Raw genomic sequence first — 16492 nt, 5'->3', positions numbered from 1 at the left:
CGACATGTTAGAGGACCCCTCACTCCCGATAGGCGGGATCTTCGCGATCCAGCAAGCGAAGCATCGCTTCCCACTCCATCACACCGTAGGCGCGCCGCACGCCTGGTTGAAACAGACGCGCCGTCTCTTGCACCACTTCGTCCGGCGGCATGACCAGTTCGGTACCGGAACACATAGCATCCACCTGAATCTTGCATGCCGTCTCCAACATGTAATGTGTGTTGAAAGCCTGTGCAATGGTGGGGCCGCACGCGATCAATCCATGGTTGCGTAGCATCATCACGTCGTGACCGCCTAAATCTCGCGCAAGAGTTTCGCGTTCATCCATTTTCACGACGGTTCCCTCGCAATCGTGATAGCCGATATTTTTCGCGAATCGCATGCCGAACAGGCTCAATGGCAGGACCCCGACACTCATTGCCGATACAGCAATGCCTGCTCGGGTGTGCGTATGTATCACGCAATTGACATCGGGACGAGCCAGATGCACGGCACCATGAATGATGAACCCTGGATAGTTGATTCCATAGTGACTGTTTCCGCGCATCGTGATTTCGCCGTCATGATTCACGCGATGCAAATTAGAGGCGGTGATTTCGCTGTAGTGCAGGCCGTATGCATTGATCAGAAACTCGTCAGTTCGATCGGGAAGACGAGCTGTGATGTGGTTGTAAATCATGTCTGTCATTCCGTACTTCACCATCAATCGGTATGCAGCCGCCAGATTTACCCTCGTTTCCCACTCCACTTCCGACACTAGTTCGCGGATTGGGCGAGAAACGTTCTCTCCTTCTGCCGCCATGCCAAGTACCGATCCATTGTTGTTGCTCGCTTCGGCATGCTCATGCGGATGTGCAACTGCGTTCGACTCATTCATGGTTTGTCTCCGGATAAAAGGCAAAACTCCATGCCATTCATGGAATGGATAGTTCCGTGCACCAGCAGCGCACAAAGACAGGTCATCCCCGGCTGAAACGCACACGCCGACGCTGATATCGGCGTTCGCTTTGCAGATAACGTGGACGGCCCCTACTCGTCAGTCGCGGACGGCGCCGAAAACTTTCTCGAACCACGGCGCGACTGTCGACACAGCCGCGAGTTCCATTCCTTCTTCGAACCAGGCCGCGGCGCGCGCATCATCCCGCCGACCGCTCGCATACGCCAGACAATCGGACCACTTCTCGCGCAATTGCCCGGTCGTCATCGGATCCTCCGGCGATCCCGGCGATGCCGTGACGGTATCCGACAGCTCGCGACCATCTTTCAACCTGAGAATGACAGTGACCGGCATGCGGCCGAGATCGGTCCCCGGTGGCATCGGGTCGCCTTCCTCGATAAGGTGAATGTCCCCCAACCTCGCCTGGATGGGCGAGCGGGCAACCGCTTCATCCGTAAAGCTGGTTAGACCGACATTTCCGTCCGCCAGCGCCGCCGCTACCGCGTAAGGACCGCTGAATTTGCCGTTGAGGCCGCTCTTTGGATAGGGATGGATCAACGGCTGAGTAGCGCCTCGCGCCATGCGCACCTCCGCGATCTCCAGATCTTTCAGACTGATGCCAGCGGCACGGGAAATGCGCAACGTACCTTCAATCATCTTGTGCAACATATAGCAGCACGGGTATCGCTTGCATTCGAAACCGGGTTCCTCAATCACGAATGGTTGGCCCAGCACGAACTCAGGCGCGGAGATCCGATCCGTCTCGCCACCCGTGAAGGCGCGCAGATAACCTCCTGTCTCGAATGCTTCCAGATCTCCTTCCACACCGGCCATCGCCATGCGCACCGCGCGCAAACCGTTCGACGCACCCAGGCCGACATGTAAAGGTTTGACCATGCTGCCGAAATTCTTGCGTAACCCGCTGGCCATGCTTGCCGCAATCGACAGTGCGTGCCCGGTCACGACAGCATCGAGTTCAAGCAGGCGTGCGAGCGCCGCCGCCGAACCAATGACGCCCAGGGTACCCGTCGCATGAAAGCCGAGTGCGTAGTGCCTGCCGCCCATCACCTGGCCCAGCCGAATCATGACCTCGGTGCCGATCGCGTGCGCTGCGATCAATTGTGATCCGCTGATCGCTCGCTGCGTGACGCCGCCCAGTATTGCAGCGATCAACGCGCTGTCCACGGGTGCGCTCGGATGGCAGATGGACAACATGCTGACGTCGTCGTAATCCAGCATGTGCGAGGCCATGCCGAACAACAATGCAGCATCGTTTGGCGCATGGCGGCGACCGCTCCACGGCGAAGTGACCCCCGCGCGGTCTGCCGATACCTCGTCGAGCGATTTCCCGAGGCTGCGCACGCCGGGATCCAAACCGCCAGCAAGGGTCACGCCGACCGTGTCCAGCAATGCGCGCAGCGTGAGCGTCCGCACCTTCGACGTCATGACATCACCGCTGTCGCGACGAATAAAGGCGACCACTTCCTCGGAAAAAGACTTAGCCATATGCACTCTCTCGAACATTCAATGCAGTATCCGGCCAGCACCACTCACGGCGTGCACGGACCGAATCAGTAGTTGGCGTGATTCAGCGCCAGGCCCTGGCGGTTTGCGAACGCATCAATAGGACCGGGGCATACCCAGTTGATGCTGCGCCACCTGAGCCAGAACGAGGTTGTTGGAAATCGGCGCGATACGAAATAGTCGTGCCTCTTTCCACTTACGCTCTACGTTGTATTCACAGGCCACGCCATTGCCGCCGAACGTGAGCATGGCGGCCTCGGCGGCTTCCCATGATGCTTCCGTGCACAGATACTTGGCCATGTTCGACTCCGGACCACACGGCTTTTGTGCATCGAATAGCGCGGCTGCCTTGTTTCGCATCAACTCCGCGGCCTGCAGGTTCATATGCGCGCGCGCGATCGGGAACTGCACGCCCTGGTTGGCCCCGATTGGACGGTCGAACACGACGCGCTCTCCGGCATAGCGTGAGGCATGCTCAACGAACCATTTTCCGTCGCCAAGCGATTCGCTGCTGACAAGCAAGCGTTCCGAATTCAGCGAATCGAGCAGATACGAGAAGCCCTTCCCTTCTTCGCCGATGCGATCGTCATCCGTCACTTCGAGATTGTCGATAAAGACCTGATTGGTGTGGTGGTTCAGCATCGTCTTGATCGGTGTCGAACTGAGCGAAGCGCCTGCTTTTTCGATGTCGACCAGAAACAGCGTGAGACCGTCGGTCTTGCGCTTGCACTCCTCGTAAGGCGTGGTGCGCGCAATCAACAGGTACATATGCGACTGTTTGTACCGGGAGGTCCAGACCTTCTGACCGTTGATCACATACCCGCCATTCACGCGCCGCGCGAATGTCTTGATCCGCAAAGTGTTCGAACCGGCATCAGGCTCCGTGACACCAAATGCCTGCAATCGCAGACTTCCATCCGCAATCCTCGGTAGATATTTGCGTTTTTGCGCTTCGCTGCCGTGATTCAGGAGCGCGGCCATCGTGTACATCTGTGCGTGACACGATGCGCCATTCGCTCCGGAGCGATTTACCTCTTCCAGGATGACGCAACCATCGATAAGCGGCAGACCTGAGCCGCCATATTCTTCCGGAATAAGTGCTGCCAACCAACCAGCTTCGGTCATCGCCGCCACGAATTCTTCGGGGTACTTTTCTTCTGCTTCACAGCGCTGCCAGTAGTCATTGGAATAATTGGCGCACAGTTCTCCGACAGCACGTCGGATTTCCTCACTTGTATCAGAGTAATCAAAATTCATGAATCAGTTCTCCTGGCAAAAATAGGCTTTTATCCGATGCAGCGCTTTTCTCTGAGTTGAGCGATTTGTTCCGCTGACATACCGAGACTGGTAAGCAGGTCGTGGGTATGTTGTCCGAGGGTTGGCGGCGCAACGTGATCGGCCTGACGCCGACCATCGAGCGTGAACGGCACGCCAATCACCCGATGGTCGTCGTCCGGTCGAAGCGGAAGTGGCTGCACGATGCCGGTCGCCGCCACCTGCTCGCTGTCCAGCATCTGTTTTACATCGTTCATCACGCTGCACGGAGCGCCCAGCGCCTGCAACCTGCGCTGTACTTCGATAGCGGGAAGTGCTGAGGTAGCCTCTTCAAGCACACGGTGCAATTCGTTGCGATTTGCAACGCGCTGCGAATTGGTCGAAAAGCGTTCGTCGGTACACAGATAATCAAGGCCCAGACCTCTGCACACCAGAGAAAATAGCCGGTCGTTGGCGGCAGCTATAAATACCCAACCGTCCTCGGTCGCAAACAATTCATACGGCGCCGCCATTGCCATCCCGGAACCGAGTTTCTTAGGCTGCTTTCCGGTTGCACGTTGACCCGCCGCGACTATCGTCATCCAGGCGACGCCGGTTTCCAGCAAGCTGGTTCCCACTTCGACACCGCGGCCAGTGCGCTCGATTTCTCGCAGCGCTGCGAGGATACCCATCGCGGCCCACATGCCGGAGCCCATGTCGATCAGGGAAACACTGACTCGCACGGGCGCGTCGCCTTCGTTGCCGGTCACGCTCATGATGCCGGTATAGGCCTGCATCAATGGGTCATAACCAGGGTAACCACGCATGGGTCCAGTTTGACCAAACGCACTAATGCCGCAATAGATGAGCTTCGGATTCAGTTCACGCAATTGTTGAAATCCAAGGCCGCGCGCTTCGAGGCTTCCCGGTTTCATCGAATGGATGAAGATATCAGCGGTGGTTGCCAGGCGGGCGACGATTTCCTGACCTTCGGGAGCATCGAGATCGATGCACATACTCTTCTTGTTGCGATTCAGCGCCAGGAAGGTCGATGATTGACCGTCCCACGCGGGTGGCAACCACGCGCGCGTGTCGTCCCCGGTCCCGGGCCGCTCGATCTTTATCACTTCCGCACCCATGTCGCCCAGAATCTGCGTGCAATACGGTCCGGCGACGTTCTGCGTGAGATCGATCACACGCAATCCGCGCAGAACCTGTGCCATGTCAGCGGGAGGGGTTGTCATCATCACTTCGGCTCCATTTCATTCCAATGAGTAGGTTCAATGGTCAAGAGTTCGGTTCGTTGCGAAAACGATCCGCAGCACGCGAGGCCTCTTCAAACATGGATGCCTGTGGCACGCGCAATGTACGTGGGTTCCGCTCCAGTCGAAACCAATGAGGGTTCCTGAATCGCTCTCACAGTCCATCGCATTTCGCTACGAACTGCGCGTTTTCACGCATCACGATTGATAGTCGATCACAACTGGACAGCGCTCTGAAATGTCTTGTATGCTTGTTCGGACATGTGATCCAGTTTGACACCGGTGCAGAAAAAAAACAACCGGGACGACGCCCGAGACCGTACCTTGAGTTGTATCTGCGACGACGCGTGCGGGCAACGGCACAACAAAGATTGGACGTGGCAGCGATGGACATCAGGGAAAACGCCTACAGAACAACGTGTCGTCAGTGTTCGAAAAATCGGACTGAATCGAGGTCCATATCGCGTGACGCCAGTATTTCTTTCAAAAAATTCTATGAGACAGTCGGCAAATCATGATTCTTCAAAACGCATCTGAACGTCAGGCTCCATCCCTACGCGAGCGCTACAGCGACGCGGAGTGGTCAACCCGGGTCGATCTGGCTGCGTGCTATCGCCTGATGGCCGCTTACGGCATGACAGACATCATTTACAACCATGTCACAGCACGCATTCCAGGCACCGAAGACTTACTGATCAACGCATACGGTCTGATGTACGAAGAGATTACCGCCAGTAGCCTCATCCGCATCGATATCGACGGAAACGTACTCGATGGAGGCGATAGTGGGCTTGGTATCAATCACGCCGGTTATGTCATCCACAGCGCAGTACACGCCGCGAGACAGGATGTTCAATGCGCGATTCACACGCATACCCGCGCCGGCATGGCGGTCTCTATGCTCGAGTGCGGCCTGCTGCCACTGACGCAAACCGCGATGCGCTTTTTTCACATCGGCTATCACGACTACGAAGGTCCGGCGCTGGAACTCGAGGAGCGGCCTCGACTGGTCAACAATCTCGGAACCAACGACGCATTGGTCCTTCGAAATCATGGTCTGCTCGCCGTCGGCGCCAGTATTGCGCAGGCCTTCAATACGATGCTGTGGCTCGAAAACGCCTGCAAAGCGCAAGTCGACGCCATGGCATGCAACACCCCGCTCCACCATGTTTCCGAAACGATCTGCGAAAAGGCGTTTCAACTGTACCAACCTCGCGTACGTCGTCCTTTCGGCGAAATGGAGTGGCCGGCCATGCTGCGTATGCTCGACCGTCGGGATCAGTCCTACAAGAACTGAGCTCTTCTCGCATTCATGCAGATGGTTATGACTGAAAGAGACCGTTGGTCGAGATCGGTCACGACACCAGCAATGAAGCCTCGTCGGCCTACATCTGAGTAGCCGGCATATTGGACGTGAGGTTATATGGACTTAGAGACATTACGCGTCGCAGTCGCGCCTGGAACCGAGCCTGAGGACGGCATCACGGTACTGAGCCTGAACCGCCCTTCGGTCATGAACGCGATGAATACCCAGATGTTCCTTGATTTGCGCGTTGCGCTCGATACGCTTGCTCACGCCAGCGATCTGAGAGTGCTCCTTATCACCGGCGAGGGCTCGCGAGCCTTTTGTGCCGGTGGCGATCTGAAAGAACGCAACGGCATGAGCGACGATACATGGCGCAGACAACACCAGTTGATCGAGGAAGCGTTTCTGGCAATGAAGGACTTTCCGCTGCCGGTTATCGCGGCTGTCGAAGGACATGCGCACGGCGGAGGTCTGGAACTCGCGATGATGGCCGACTTCATGGTGGTCTCGGAAAGCGCGGTCCTCTCTCTTGCCGAGGTGAAGCGCGGAATCATGCCAGGCGGTGGAGGCGTTCAGAATCTCGTGCGAGCAGCCGGGATGCGCAGAGCCAAGCAGCTTTTATTTACCGGCGACGCTTTTAGCGGCGCACAGGCGGTCGAATGGGGCGTCGCCAATGAGTTGACGCCGCAAGGCGAGGCATTGTCCGCGGCCGTGTCGATTGCCAGGCGAATCGTTGCCGCGGCCCCGATGTCTGTGCGTTACGTCAAGCTGAGCGCCAGTCGGGGGGGCGAAGTCGACTTTCATACCGGGTACGCGATGGACATCGCGGCGTACAACGCGCTGGTGTCGACCCAGGACCGACTCGAAGGCGTTGCAGCGTTCAATGAACGCCGGTCGCCACGCTGGCGCAACGGCTGACGGTTCACTTATGGCAATGATGTTGCACGGCGGTCTCTTATCAAGGAAGCTTAAATGTTGCCAACGCATGTCAAGGTCGTCGAAGTAGGTCCCCGCGATGGTTTGCAGAACGAGGCGGCTTTAGTCCCCGCCCACATCAAGATAGATCTGGTGAACCGTCTCAGCGCGGCCGGCTTTGCGAACATCGAGGTGACATCATTCGTGTCGCCCAAATGGGTACCCCAGATGGCGGATAACGCCGCTGTCCTTGCGGGTATCGACCGCCGGCCGGGCACCTCTTTCTCGGCACTGACACCCAATGTGAAGGGGCTTGAAAATGCCCTGAAGTGCTCGGTAGACGAGGTGGTGATCTTCGGCTCCGCGAGCGAGACATTCTCACAGCGCAACATTGCCTGCTCGATTGCTGAAAGCATCGAGCGGTTTCGTCCCCTGGTGCAATGCGCCAAGGAGGCCAACTTGCGGGTGCGGGGCGGCATCTCGATGGTGTTTGGCTGCCCGTTTGAGGGCGATGTACCTTTGCGCGCCGTGATCGACGTTGTCGAACGTATGGCAGCGCTTGGCTGCGATGAAATCGATCTGGCCGATACGATCGGCGTAGCGACTGCTGGCCACGTCGAAGAAACAATCCACGCCGTTTCAGAAGTGTTCCCGAAGGAACGCCTTGCGGGTCATTTCCATGACACTTACGGCCAGGCGTTAGCCAATGTCCTCGCCAGTCTGCAGGCCGGCATCTCCATCTTTCACAGCGCAGTAGCAGGCCTGGGAGGTTGTCCCTACGCCAAAGGCGCGACCGGAAACGTGGCAACCGAGGATCTTCTTTACCTGCTGCATGGCTTGGGCATTCGAACCGGTGTCGATCTCGAACAGGTGGTCGAGGCCGGCGAATTCATCTCGGCGCATCTGGGACGACGCCCCGTATCCCGCGTGAATAACGCGCTGACGGCGAAGCGCCTCGCTTCGGCGGAAAGGGCGACCTGCTGACGTCGGTACCGGGACGAAGACGGCCCAATATGTGCCGGACTCCCCCCGTTCAGCCACGCAGCAAGATGCCCCGACACTGATTACGCGCCGGGTTGTTGGCTGAAGTAAAGTTTTTCAGGGTTATCAACCAGGATCTTTTTTAGCGTTTCCTCATTGCCGCACCACTCAGCCAGGTCGTTGAGCAATTGACCATCATCTGGCGGCTCCGCCTGATAGCTGAGGTGAGGCCAATCGCTTCCCCACACTAACCGATCCGCGTTTGCATCGATCAAAGCGGATGCGCGTCGTCCATCGGCTGCTCTGAATGCGCTAGCAATCTTTACCCAGACCCGGCCGGTGTCGAGCAGGTCCAGGACTGCCCGGAACCCGGGTGTATCGATACCGATGCTGGTGTCGACGTGAGCCATATGGTCAAACACGACATCGACGGGCAATTTGCGCAGGCGTTGACTTAACTGGGGAACTGTCTCGGCGTCCAGGAAGAGTTGAATATGCCATCCAAACGGCTTGATCCGGGCGGCCAGATCTTCCATGTCGTCGAGGCTGGCTCCGCCGGCCACCACGCTTTGGAGCCGAACGCCGCGAACTCCCCGACGATGCAGGGATGCAAGCTCGTCGTCCGGGGTGGATGGATCGACGACGGCAACCGCACGGGCGCCTGGACCGAGCGCCTCGACCGCAGCAAGCGTGCAGCTATTGTCTTTCGCGTAAGAGCTCGGTTGAACGACTATAGTGCGTTGCAAGCCAAGTGCCGCCTGCGTCTTCCGGTACGCCTGCGGCAGTGACTCTAACGGGCTCAGCGACCGGGTCTCTCTGAGCGGAAACTGCTGTAGCGGCCCTATGATGTGCATGTGAGCATCACAGGCTCCTTCGGGTACGACAAAGCCAGGCGCGCTAACGGCTGATCGAAACCCCAGGTTATTGGTACGGATAGATCCTGGTGCAGCTGTCATGCTGAACTCCTTGCTCGACTGGTGCGTTCTGGTTCTTCAGGGAGACAGGCAGTCTGCCGTGGGAAAGATGATTTCGATAGATTCATTGGGCACGAAGCATCGCTAGCGAGAGATATCCTCGAGGGCCATTCCGTTGGTACGTGGCCCCATGAGGCCTATTACCAGTATCACGACACACATGGCGCTTGCGATAAACGCGAATACACCGGGCACACCAAACTCGCGCAGTGCCAGCGCAATGAGAAAAGCCGTCAGAATCGCGGAGAACCGGCTCCATGAATAGACGAAGCCGACTGCCTGCGCCCGGATGCCGGTCGGAAAAAGCTCCGCCTGATAAGCGTGAAAGCTGTACGACATGATGTTGTTCGCCAGTGTCAGACAGACACCAAGGCCAATCAGCATCGGGCCATTGGTCGTCTGGCCGAACATCAGGCCGCTGACCACGATCGCCGCTGCCATCACGACGATCATCGTTTTGCGCTCGAAACGGTCTGCGATAACAAAACCGATCAACGGTCCGATTGGCGCGGCGATGGCAATCAGACTCGAAAACGCAAGGCTCGTCGTTACCGTGACGCCCTGTTTGACCAGCAAGGTCGGCACCCAATTCGCAAAGCCGTAGAATCCGACGGTCTGGAAGAAATTGAATATCGAAAGCATCACAGTCCGCGATGCGTATGGCTGGACCCACATATCGCGAAAACGGCCCCGGCCGACGACTGCGGCGGGCGGCCCAGGAGGCGGAAGCGGATGTCCCAGGTCTTTCTCGACTCGAGCTTCCAGGTCGAGAGTAATGCGGTGCGCTTCCGCGAGACGGCCTTGCTGAGCGAGCCAGCGCGGACTTTCAGGGACCTTGCGCCGGATCCACCACACGAACAAGGCGCCATGCGCACCGATCAACACCACCCAGCGCCAGCCATCCAGTCCAAAGAAAGAGTGAGGAACCAGCAGATAGGAGAGGAATGCCGCGACCGGCACCGACGCGAACCCGATCGCCTGTTCACATGCAAAGGCGCGTCCTCTCACATGTTTCGGTGCAAGCTCTGAAATATAGGTGCCGATCGTCACCAACTCGACGCCGATACCCAGTCCCACAATGAAACGCCAAAAATTCAAGCCAACAGCGGTCGTCTGGAACGCCATGACCACGTTGGCGGCGGTATACCAAAGTAACGAATAGGTGAAGATCGCACGTCGACCGAAGCGATCGGCCAGAAAGCCGCACGCAATCGTGCCGATAAACAGGCCCGAAAAAAGCGCGGCTATAAAGCTCGCAATTCCGGTAGCTCCGAAAAGCCCTTTGGTCGTCGCGGTCAGCATTCCGCTTCTGATCAGGCCGGGCGCAATGTACCCCGTATAGAGCAGGTCATAGAGCTCGAAAAAGAAGCCGAAGCTCAGCAGTATTATCAGGATCCATATAGTGCGCGTCGCTGGCAATCTATCCAGTCTCGCCGAGATTGCGCCGGCGTCGAGTAACACGTCTGACGCGACGTTTTCTCCGGGATGCTCGCGACCGTCTATCGCCGGGATCGAAGCCATTGAACTGTCTCCTCCGCCATCGGCTTGAGTCGTGGCGTTTTATCGTTGAATTACAGAGAGATCGCTGTTTCCGGCCTCTCCACACAACTACGGGCGTCGTAAAACTTTATCCCACACTTGTTCGTACACCCATACTTGTTAACCCCTTATTTCGTGAGGTCGAAAAGCCGTTGGCTATCGTCGAACCATTCCGTTTCCGAGAGCATGATTTGATGATGACCATGGTCGGCGGGAATCATTGGAAAGCAGTTAGATTGCGGCGCAACTGTCACGTCGATAAGAACCGGCCGAGGACTTTTCAAATGTGTTTCGAGCGCCGCGTCAAGTTCGTCCGCGGAATTGACGCGGATCCCGTCCCATCCAAAAGCCCGTGCAAGGGCGACAAAATCGGGCAGCGCTTCGTTATAGCTATGGCTGTAGCGCGAGTTGTAACCGAGCTGCTGCCACTGCCGCACCATCCCCATATAGCCGTTGTTCGCAATGACGAGCTTGACCGCCGTGCCGTGCTGCACAGCCGTGGACAATTCCTGAATATTCATCAGAACAGACGCATCTCCTGAAATGCACACAACGAGGCTATCCGGGTTGCCTATCTGCGCGCCGATGGCCGCTGGAAGGCCGTATCCCATGGTTCCCGCTCCACCGGAAGTTAAAAACCGTCGGGGTTCTTCCAACCCGATGTATTGCGCGGCCCACATCTGATGTTGTCCTACGTCGGTCGTGACAATCGCGTCATACCGGCGCAAATGTTCATTCAGACGCGTCATGAGGAGTTGCGGCAGAAGCACGTCCGAGCGGTGCTCGAAAGCCAGACAATCCTGGTGCCGCCACCCGGCAATCCGCGCCCACCAGGGTGTCAGTCGATCCTTCACTACCGGACCGCCTGCACGCAACTCCTCCAGCAACTGTTCGATCACGATGCGGCAATCTCCAACGATGGGAACATCCGCTTTCACGACCTTGTTGATCGATGTCGGATCTATATCGATGTGGATCTTTCTGGAATCAGGGCTGAAGGAGTCGACCCGCCCCGTCACCCGATCGTCAAATCTCGCCCCGACGCAGACGATCAGGTCAGCACTGTGCATTGCCAGATTTGCTTCCACTGTTCCGTGCATCCCGAGCATGCCGAGGAAATGCGAATCCGAGGCTGGAAAGGCGCCAAGCCCCATGAGTGTCAGCGTGCAAGGGGCATCCAGAAGCCGGACGAGCTCAGTGAAAACCTCGGATGCCTCCGGCCCCGATGCGATCAAACCGCCGCCCCCGTATAACACCGGCCGCCTCGCCTGCCTGATCAGCGCGGCCGCTTCGGCCACTGTTCGTTTAGGCACGCGGGACCGCTGGTTGAGCGCATGCAGGTCGTGCCGCGGGGAACTCGCAGCGTCGCTGCGGCAATTGACCGGAGCCGCCTGAATGTCCTTTGGAAAATCAATGAGCACGGGACCCGCGCGGCCGCCCATTGCTATCGATACCGCCTTACGCACGACGCTCGCGACGTCGTCGAAGGTCGTGATCTGATGGCTCCATTTGGTGACGGGCCGGGAAATCCCAAGCGCGTCACACTCCTGGAAAGCGTCTGTCCCGATCGACCGCGTGGCGACCTGACCGCTGATGCAAAGGACGGGAATGGAGTCGCATGTTGCATCGAGCAGTCCGGAAATCGTGTTGGCCACGCCCGGACCGGAAGTGACGACGACAACGCCCAGCCGCCCGGTCGAGCGGGCGTAGCCTTCCGCAGCGTGCACCGCTGCCTGTTCATGCCGTACAAGTATGTGGCGTAGGCGTTGGTCGGCGTGCAACGCATCGTAAAGAGGAAGAACGGCGCCGCCAGGGTAGCCAAATACCGTGTCAACGCCCGCATCAACCAGGGCTTCGATGAGAGCAGCGGCGCCGCTGCGGCTGACATGACCACTGTCTGTGCTGATCGCAGCATCCGCGAGAGCAACTGCCGGGCGCAGGAGAGTTTGTTCCATAGGGCAATAAGCGTTGACCCACACCGGGTCGAGTAAACGAGCATCTTGAATCGACAGACTTGCCTAGCCGTCGTAACGTCTTCAGCTCAGCCCGGACGCCCGAAAGGAAGGTCGAAAGAGATAGCGCACCGGGCCGACAATTCGTCTTATTCCGCCGGTGCCAAGTCCGGCGCGTGCAGCGTCGCCCCGTGTTTCCTCAACGAAGCCAGCTTCACGTGACCGAACCCGCGGATCTTCTCCGGAACCGATGCAGTGGCAACAACCCCTGCCAGCGAATCCTGACTGAGCGTCGGCAATGCCGCTTCGATGGCGTGCCGGTATTCGTCTATCAGATCACGTTCCATACGACGCTCCGCGGTATAGCCGAACGGGTCGGCGGCCGTACCGCGCAGGAATCTGCATGCCGCGACCAGACGGAGCGCGTGCCACATCCACGGCCCATACTCCCGTTTGACGAGTTGCCCGTTTGCGTCCTTCCGGGACAACAGCGGCGCAGCAAGATTGAACCGGAGCGACACTTTCCCTTCGAACTGCTGCTCGAGGTTCGCTTTGAAGCGGCCGTCCGTAAACAGCCGCGCTACCTCGTACTCATCCTTGTAGGCCATCAACTTGTAGTAATACCGGCTCACCGCCGACGTGAGTTTTGTCCCCTTCCCGAGCTGCGACTCGGCTTGCCGCACCTGGTTGACGAGATCGAGGTATCTGTCGGCATACTTCCGGTTCTGATACCGCTCGAGATCGTCGGCAAACTCCTTGATCTGGGAATCGAGCGATGAAGTCAGTTTCATCAGGATCGGCTGAACCGGAGTCGCTAGCCGTTCAACCGAACGCAGATCGATGCCGGCTTTCCTACCCCAGCGGAAACTGCGGATATTCGAGGCGACCGCAACGCCGTTCAACTCGATCGCACGTTCAATCGCGCGATTCGAGACCGGCAGATATCCCTTCTGACAGGCATAGCCCAGCATAAACAGATTGGTCGCGATCGAGTCGCCCATCAGAGCGGTAGCAATGGCGGTGGCATCGAAAAAATCCGCGCGGCGTCCTACCGCGGACTCGATCTGGGCGCGGACCTCCTTCGCGGGGTATTGCCAGTCCGGCTGCTGCGCGAAATGTCCGGCCGGTTGCTCGTGCGTATTCACCAGCGCGTAGGTTCGACCAGGATGCATGCGAACCAGCGCATCCGCGGCGCCCGAAGTCAACATGTCGCAGCCGAGGATCAGGTCGGCTTCGCCGGTAGGAATGCGTGCGGCCGCGATACCGTGCGTTCGACGACTGATGCGTACGTGGGACGTCACAGAACCGTTTTTCTGGGACATTCCTGTCATGTCGAGAACAGAGACTTTCTTTCCTTCAAGGTGCGCCGCCATACCGAGCAGCGCCCCTATCGTGATCACGCCGGTGCCGCCAATACCGTTGATGAGGATATTGAAAGGAAGCTCGCACGATGCCACTGCGGCAGGTGGCAATTCTCCGATTTCGCTGTTGCCGGCGAGCGCCGCCGTCGGCGAAGTTTTACTGCGCAGCTTGCCGCCCTTAACCGTGACAAAGCTCGGACAAAAGCCTTTGACGCACGAATAGTCCTTATTGCACGATGACTGATCGATGGTTCGTTTGCGCCCGCGTGACGTTTCCAACGGCATCACCGAGGTGCAATTCGATTGCGTTCCACAATCGCCGCAGCCCTCGCAAACTGACTCGTTGATGAACAGCCGCTTGTCCGGATCGACAAACTCCTTCTTCTTGCGACGACGACGCTTTTCCGCAGCACAGGTCTGGTCATAAATAAGCGCAGTGACGCCAGGCACGTCGCGCAGTTCCCTTTGCACCGGGTCGAGCTCCGACCGGTCGCGCAGTTCGACGCCGTCCGGCAATGCCCGTTTCCCCCCTGGATAGCGGCTCAGATCTTCAGTGACGACCACGATTCTCCCGACGCCCTCCGCTTGCAACTGGCGCGCCATTCGATCCACCGAAATCGAGCCATCCACGGGCTGGCCGCCTGTCATCGCGACGGCGTCGTTATACAGAATCTTGTAGGTGATGTTGACGTTGGCCGCGACCGCTGAACGGATCGCCATCGAGCCGGAATGAAAATAGGTTCCATCGCCGAGGTTGGCGAAAACGTGCTTGCGCATCGAAAACGGGGCTTGCCCGACCCATGGTGCGCCTTCGCCCCCCATGTGGGTCGTTGTACGGTTGTGTTCGGGATAAATCGCCGTCGCCATCACATGACAACCGATCCCGGCCAGCGCAAGCGAGCCATCGGGAACCTTGGTCGACGAGTTATGCGGACAGCCGGAGCAATAGTAGGCTGGACGGGACGGCGCGATGAACGACGCATTGAGCGCTGCTTCCCGTTCGTCGATCATGGCCATGCGTTCAACGATGGTCGGACTCGAGTAAAAGCCGGAAACCCAGTCCGCAATGACACGCGCGATCTGTGCAACCGAAAAGTCCGCTTTCGCTGGAAGCCGCCATTGACCACGCGCCGAGCACCACTCGCCTGCGTTATCGAATTTGCCGACAATGCGCGGACGCTGGTCATCGGGAAGAGCGTAGAGTTGCTCTTTCAATTGATACTCGACGATCTGCCGCTTTTCTTCGATAACCAGAATTTCCTTGAGCCCATCGGCGAACTTCTGCATTCCCTCGGGTTCCAGCGGCCAGGGCATCGCGACCTTCATGACGCGCAGTCCAATTTCGTCGGCCACATGTTCGTCGATACCCAACTCTTCGAGCGCCTCAAGCACATCGGTGTAAGACTTCCCCGAAGCAACAATTCCGATGTGCGCTTTGGCAGAGTCGATCGTGACGCGATTCAGGTGGTTCGCCCGAGCATAGGCAAGCGCAGCATAGATTTTAAAATCCTGCATCAGCGCTTCCTGCTTGCGTGCCTGCACACCTAGCGTGTCGGACGAAAGTCGCGTATTCAGACCGCCTTCGGGAAGTGCCAGATCGGTTGGATATTTGATCTCGACCTTGAAAGGATCGGCATCGATCGACGCGCTGGACTCCACGGTGTCCGCAAGTGCCTTGAACCCAACCGCACAACCTGCGTACCGGGACATCGCCCATCCATGCAATCCGAGTGTCAGATACTCCTCGACATTGGCCGGATAGAGCACGGGGATCATCGCAGCGGCAAAAGCATGCTCCGACTGATGAGGTAATGTCGATGAATAGGCGCCGTGATCGTCACCTGCCACCAGCAACACTCCGCCATGCTGCGCTGTGCCCGCATGATTCATGTGCTTGAAGACGTCGCCGCAGCGATCGACACCGGGCCCTTTGCCATACCACAGGGCAAAGACGCCGTCGTATCTGGAGTCGCCGACAAGCGAAACCTGCTGGGAGCCCCAAACCGAAGTGGCAGCCAGTTCTTCGTTCACGCCCGGTTGGAACCGCACATGGCTCTTTTCCAGCAACTTGGCGGCAGCCCAGAGCGCCTCATCGTAGCCGCCAAGCGGAGAACCGCGGTAGCCCGAAACGTAACCGGCTGTGTTCAGCCCGGCGGCCTGATCGCGTAGTCTTTGAAGAATCGGTAACCGAACCAGCGCCTGAATGCCGCTCAGGTAGACCCTCCCCTCCGTTTTCGTGTACTTGTCGTCGAGGTTGACATCAAGCAACGTATTGTCCTTGGTCGTCTCGGGTGTAGCGACCTTGTTCCGGGTAGTTTCCACCTGCATTGAAGTCTCCGTACTGCCTTGTGGGTAGTGTTGCGCCTGACTGGCTCCGCACGATTGACTCAAGGTTGGAGTCGACGAGATCGGAGCCTGGCGCATCGAGACGTGTTCGACGTCCCATGCAGCAGAGTCTAAACATCCGCAGCTATTGCCGGAAATACC

At 58.1% G+C, this 16492-nt stretch carries 11 protein-coding genes; 3 read left to right on the top strand and 8 right to left on the bottom strand.

Annotated elements, in window-relative coordinates:
• Positions 1-19: 19 nt before the first annotated feature.
• The 4 genes from FQ705_RS32240 to FQ705_RS32225 form a co-directional block, all read right to left on the bottom strand.
• Complete coding sequence (locus FQ705_RS32240; RefSeq protein WP_313955692.1) at positions 20-877, bottom strand: class II aldolase/adducin family protein; 858 nt, start codon at positions 875-877, stop codon at positions 20-22.
• 159 nt (positions 878-1036) lie between these two features.
• Entirely contained in the window at positions 1037-2443 is a 1407-nt protein-coding gene (locus tag FQ705_RS32235; protein WP_186308096.1) for an MmgE/PrpD family protein, read from the bottom strand.
• A 114-nt stretch (positions 2444-2557) separates the two neighbouring features.
• On the bottom strand, positions 2558-3718 hold the full coding sequence (locus FQ705_RS32230) for an acyl-CoA dehydrogenase family protein (RefSeq protein WP_144148794.1): 1161 nt from the start codon (positions 3716-3718) through the stop codon (positions 2558-2560).
• Positions 3719-3747: 29 nt separating this feature from the next.
• Entirely contained in the window at positions 3748-4962 is a 1215-nt protein-coding gene (locus FQ705_RS32225) for a CaiB/BaiF CoA transferase family protein (protein WP_260854684.1), read from the bottom strand.
• A 529-nt stretch (positions 4963-5491) separates the two neighbouring features.
• Here FQ705_RS32225 and FQ705_RS32220 point away from each other — a divergent pair.
• From FQ705_RS32220 to FQ705_RS32210, 3 genes are all read left to right on the top strand, one after another.
• Positions 5492-6274, top strand: a complete 783-nt coding sequence (locus tag FQ705_RS32220) for a class II aldolase/adducin family protein (protein WP_144148793.1) — start codon at positions 5492-5494, stop codon at positions 6272-6274.
• Between the two features lie 126 nt (positions 6275-6400).
• Positions 6401-7201, top strand: a complete 801-nt coding sequence (locus FQ705_RS32215; RefSeq protein ID WP_144148791.1) for an enoyl-CoA hydratase/isomerase family protein — start codon at positions 6401-6403, stop codon at positions 7199-7201.
• 54 nt (positions 7202-7255) lie between these two features.
• A complete protein-coding gene (locus FQ705_RS32210; RefSeq protein ID WP_144148789.1) occupies positions 7256-8182 on the top strand; it encodes a hydroxymethylglutaryl-CoA lyase in 927 nt (308 codons plus the stop codon).
• 80 nt (positions 8183-8262) lie between these two features.
• Here the strand turns inward: FQ705_RS32210 and FQ705_RS32205 are convergent, their stop codons facing one another.
• The 4 genes from FQ705_RS32205 to FQ705_RS32190 all read right to left on the bottom strand — a co-directional run bounded on the left by FQ705_RS32205 (position 8263) and on the right by FQ705_RS32190 (position 16333).
• Positions 8263-9135: an amidohydrolase family protein gene (locus FQ705_RS32205; RefSeq protein WP_144148787.1), complete on the bottom strand. Its 873-nt coding sequence runs from the start codon at positions 9133-9135 to the stop codon at positions 8263-8265.
• A 102-nt stretch (positions 9136-9237) separates the two neighbouring features.
• Positions 9238-10674, bottom strand: a complete 1437-nt coding sequence (locus FQ705_RS32200) for an MFS transporter (protein WP_144148785.1) — start codon at positions 10672-10674, stop codon at positions 9238-9240.
• A gap of 146 nt (positions 10675-10820) precedes the next feature.
• The gene (ilvB, locus tag FQ705_RS32195; RefSeq protein ID WP_144148783.1) at positions 10821-12647 is read right to left on the bottom strand and encodes a biosynthetic-type acetolactate synthase large subunit; all 1827 of its coding nucleotides are present in this window, start codon (positions 12645-12647) and stop codon (positions 10821-10823) included.
• 146 nt (positions 12648-12793) lie between these two features.
• The gene (locus FQ705_RS32190; protein ID WP_260854683.1) at positions 12794-16333 is read right to left on the bottom strand and encodes an indolepyruvate ferredoxin oxidoreductase family protein; all 3540 of its coding nucleotides are present in this window, start codon (positions 16331-16333) and stop codon (positions 12794-12796) included.
• Between the last annotated feature and the right edge of the window lie 159 nt (positions 16334-16492).

The sequence above is a fragment of the Paraburkholderia sp. BCC1884 genome (assembly GCF_900996225.1).
Classification (GTDB): domain Bacteria; phylum Pseudomonadota; class Gammaproteobacteria; order Burkholderiales; family Burkholderiaceae; genus Paraburkholderia.
Note: the sequence above shows the minus strand (reverse complement) of the source record. Positions and strands in the feature narration are given on the sequence as shown.

What these genes read in the sequence shown, in the direction of transcription:
- FQ705_RS32220 (WP_144148793.1), top strand. Translation starts at nt 5,492, where the DNA reads ATGATTCTTCAAAACGCATCTGAACGTCAGGCTCCATCCCTACGCGAG.
- FQ705_RS32210 (WP_144148789.1), top strand. Translation starts at nt 7,256, where the DNA reads ATGTTGCCAACGCATGTCAAGGTCGTCGAAGTAGGTCCCCGCGATGGT.
- FQ705_RS32190 (WP_260854683.1), bottom strand. Translation starts at nt 16,333, where the DNA reads ATGCAGGTGGAAACTACCCGGAACAAGGTCGCTACACCCGAGACGACC.
- FQ705_RS32225 (WP_260854684.1), bottom strand. Translation starts at nt 4,962, where the DNA reads ATGATGACAACCCCTCCCGCTGACATGGCACAGGTTCTGCGCGGATTG.
- FQ705_RS32240 (WP_313955692.1), bottom strand. Translation starts at nt 877, where the DNA reads ATGAATGAGTCGAACGCAGTTGCACATCCGCATGAGCATGCCGAAGCG.
- FQ705_RS32235 (WP_186308096.1), bottom strand. Translation starts at nt 2,443, where the DNA reads ATGGCTAAGTCTTTTTCCGAGGAAGTGGTCGCCTTTATTCGTCGCGAC.
- FQ705_RS32215 (WP_144148791.1), top strand. Translation starts at nt 6,401, where the DNA reads ATGGACTTAGAGACATTACGCGTCGCAGTCGCGCCTGGAACCGAGCCT.
- FQ705_RS32200 (WP_144148785.1), bottom strand. Translation starts at nt 10,674, where the DNA reads ATGGCTTCGATCCCGGCGATAGACGGTCGCGAGCATCCCGGAGAAAAC.
- FQ705_RS32230 (WP_144148794.1), bottom strand. Translation starts at nt 3,718, where the DNA reads ATGAATTTTGATTACTCTGATACAAGTGAGGAAATCCGACGTGCTGTC.
- FQ705_RS32205 (WP_144148787.1), bottom strand. Translation starts at nt 9,135, where the DNA reads ATGACAGCTGCACCAGGATCTATCCGTACCAATAACCTGGGGTTTCGA.
- ilvB (WP_144148783.1), bottom strand. Translation starts at nt 12,647, where the DNA reads ATGGAACAAACTCTCCTGCGCCCGGCAGTTGCTCTCGCGGATGCTGCG.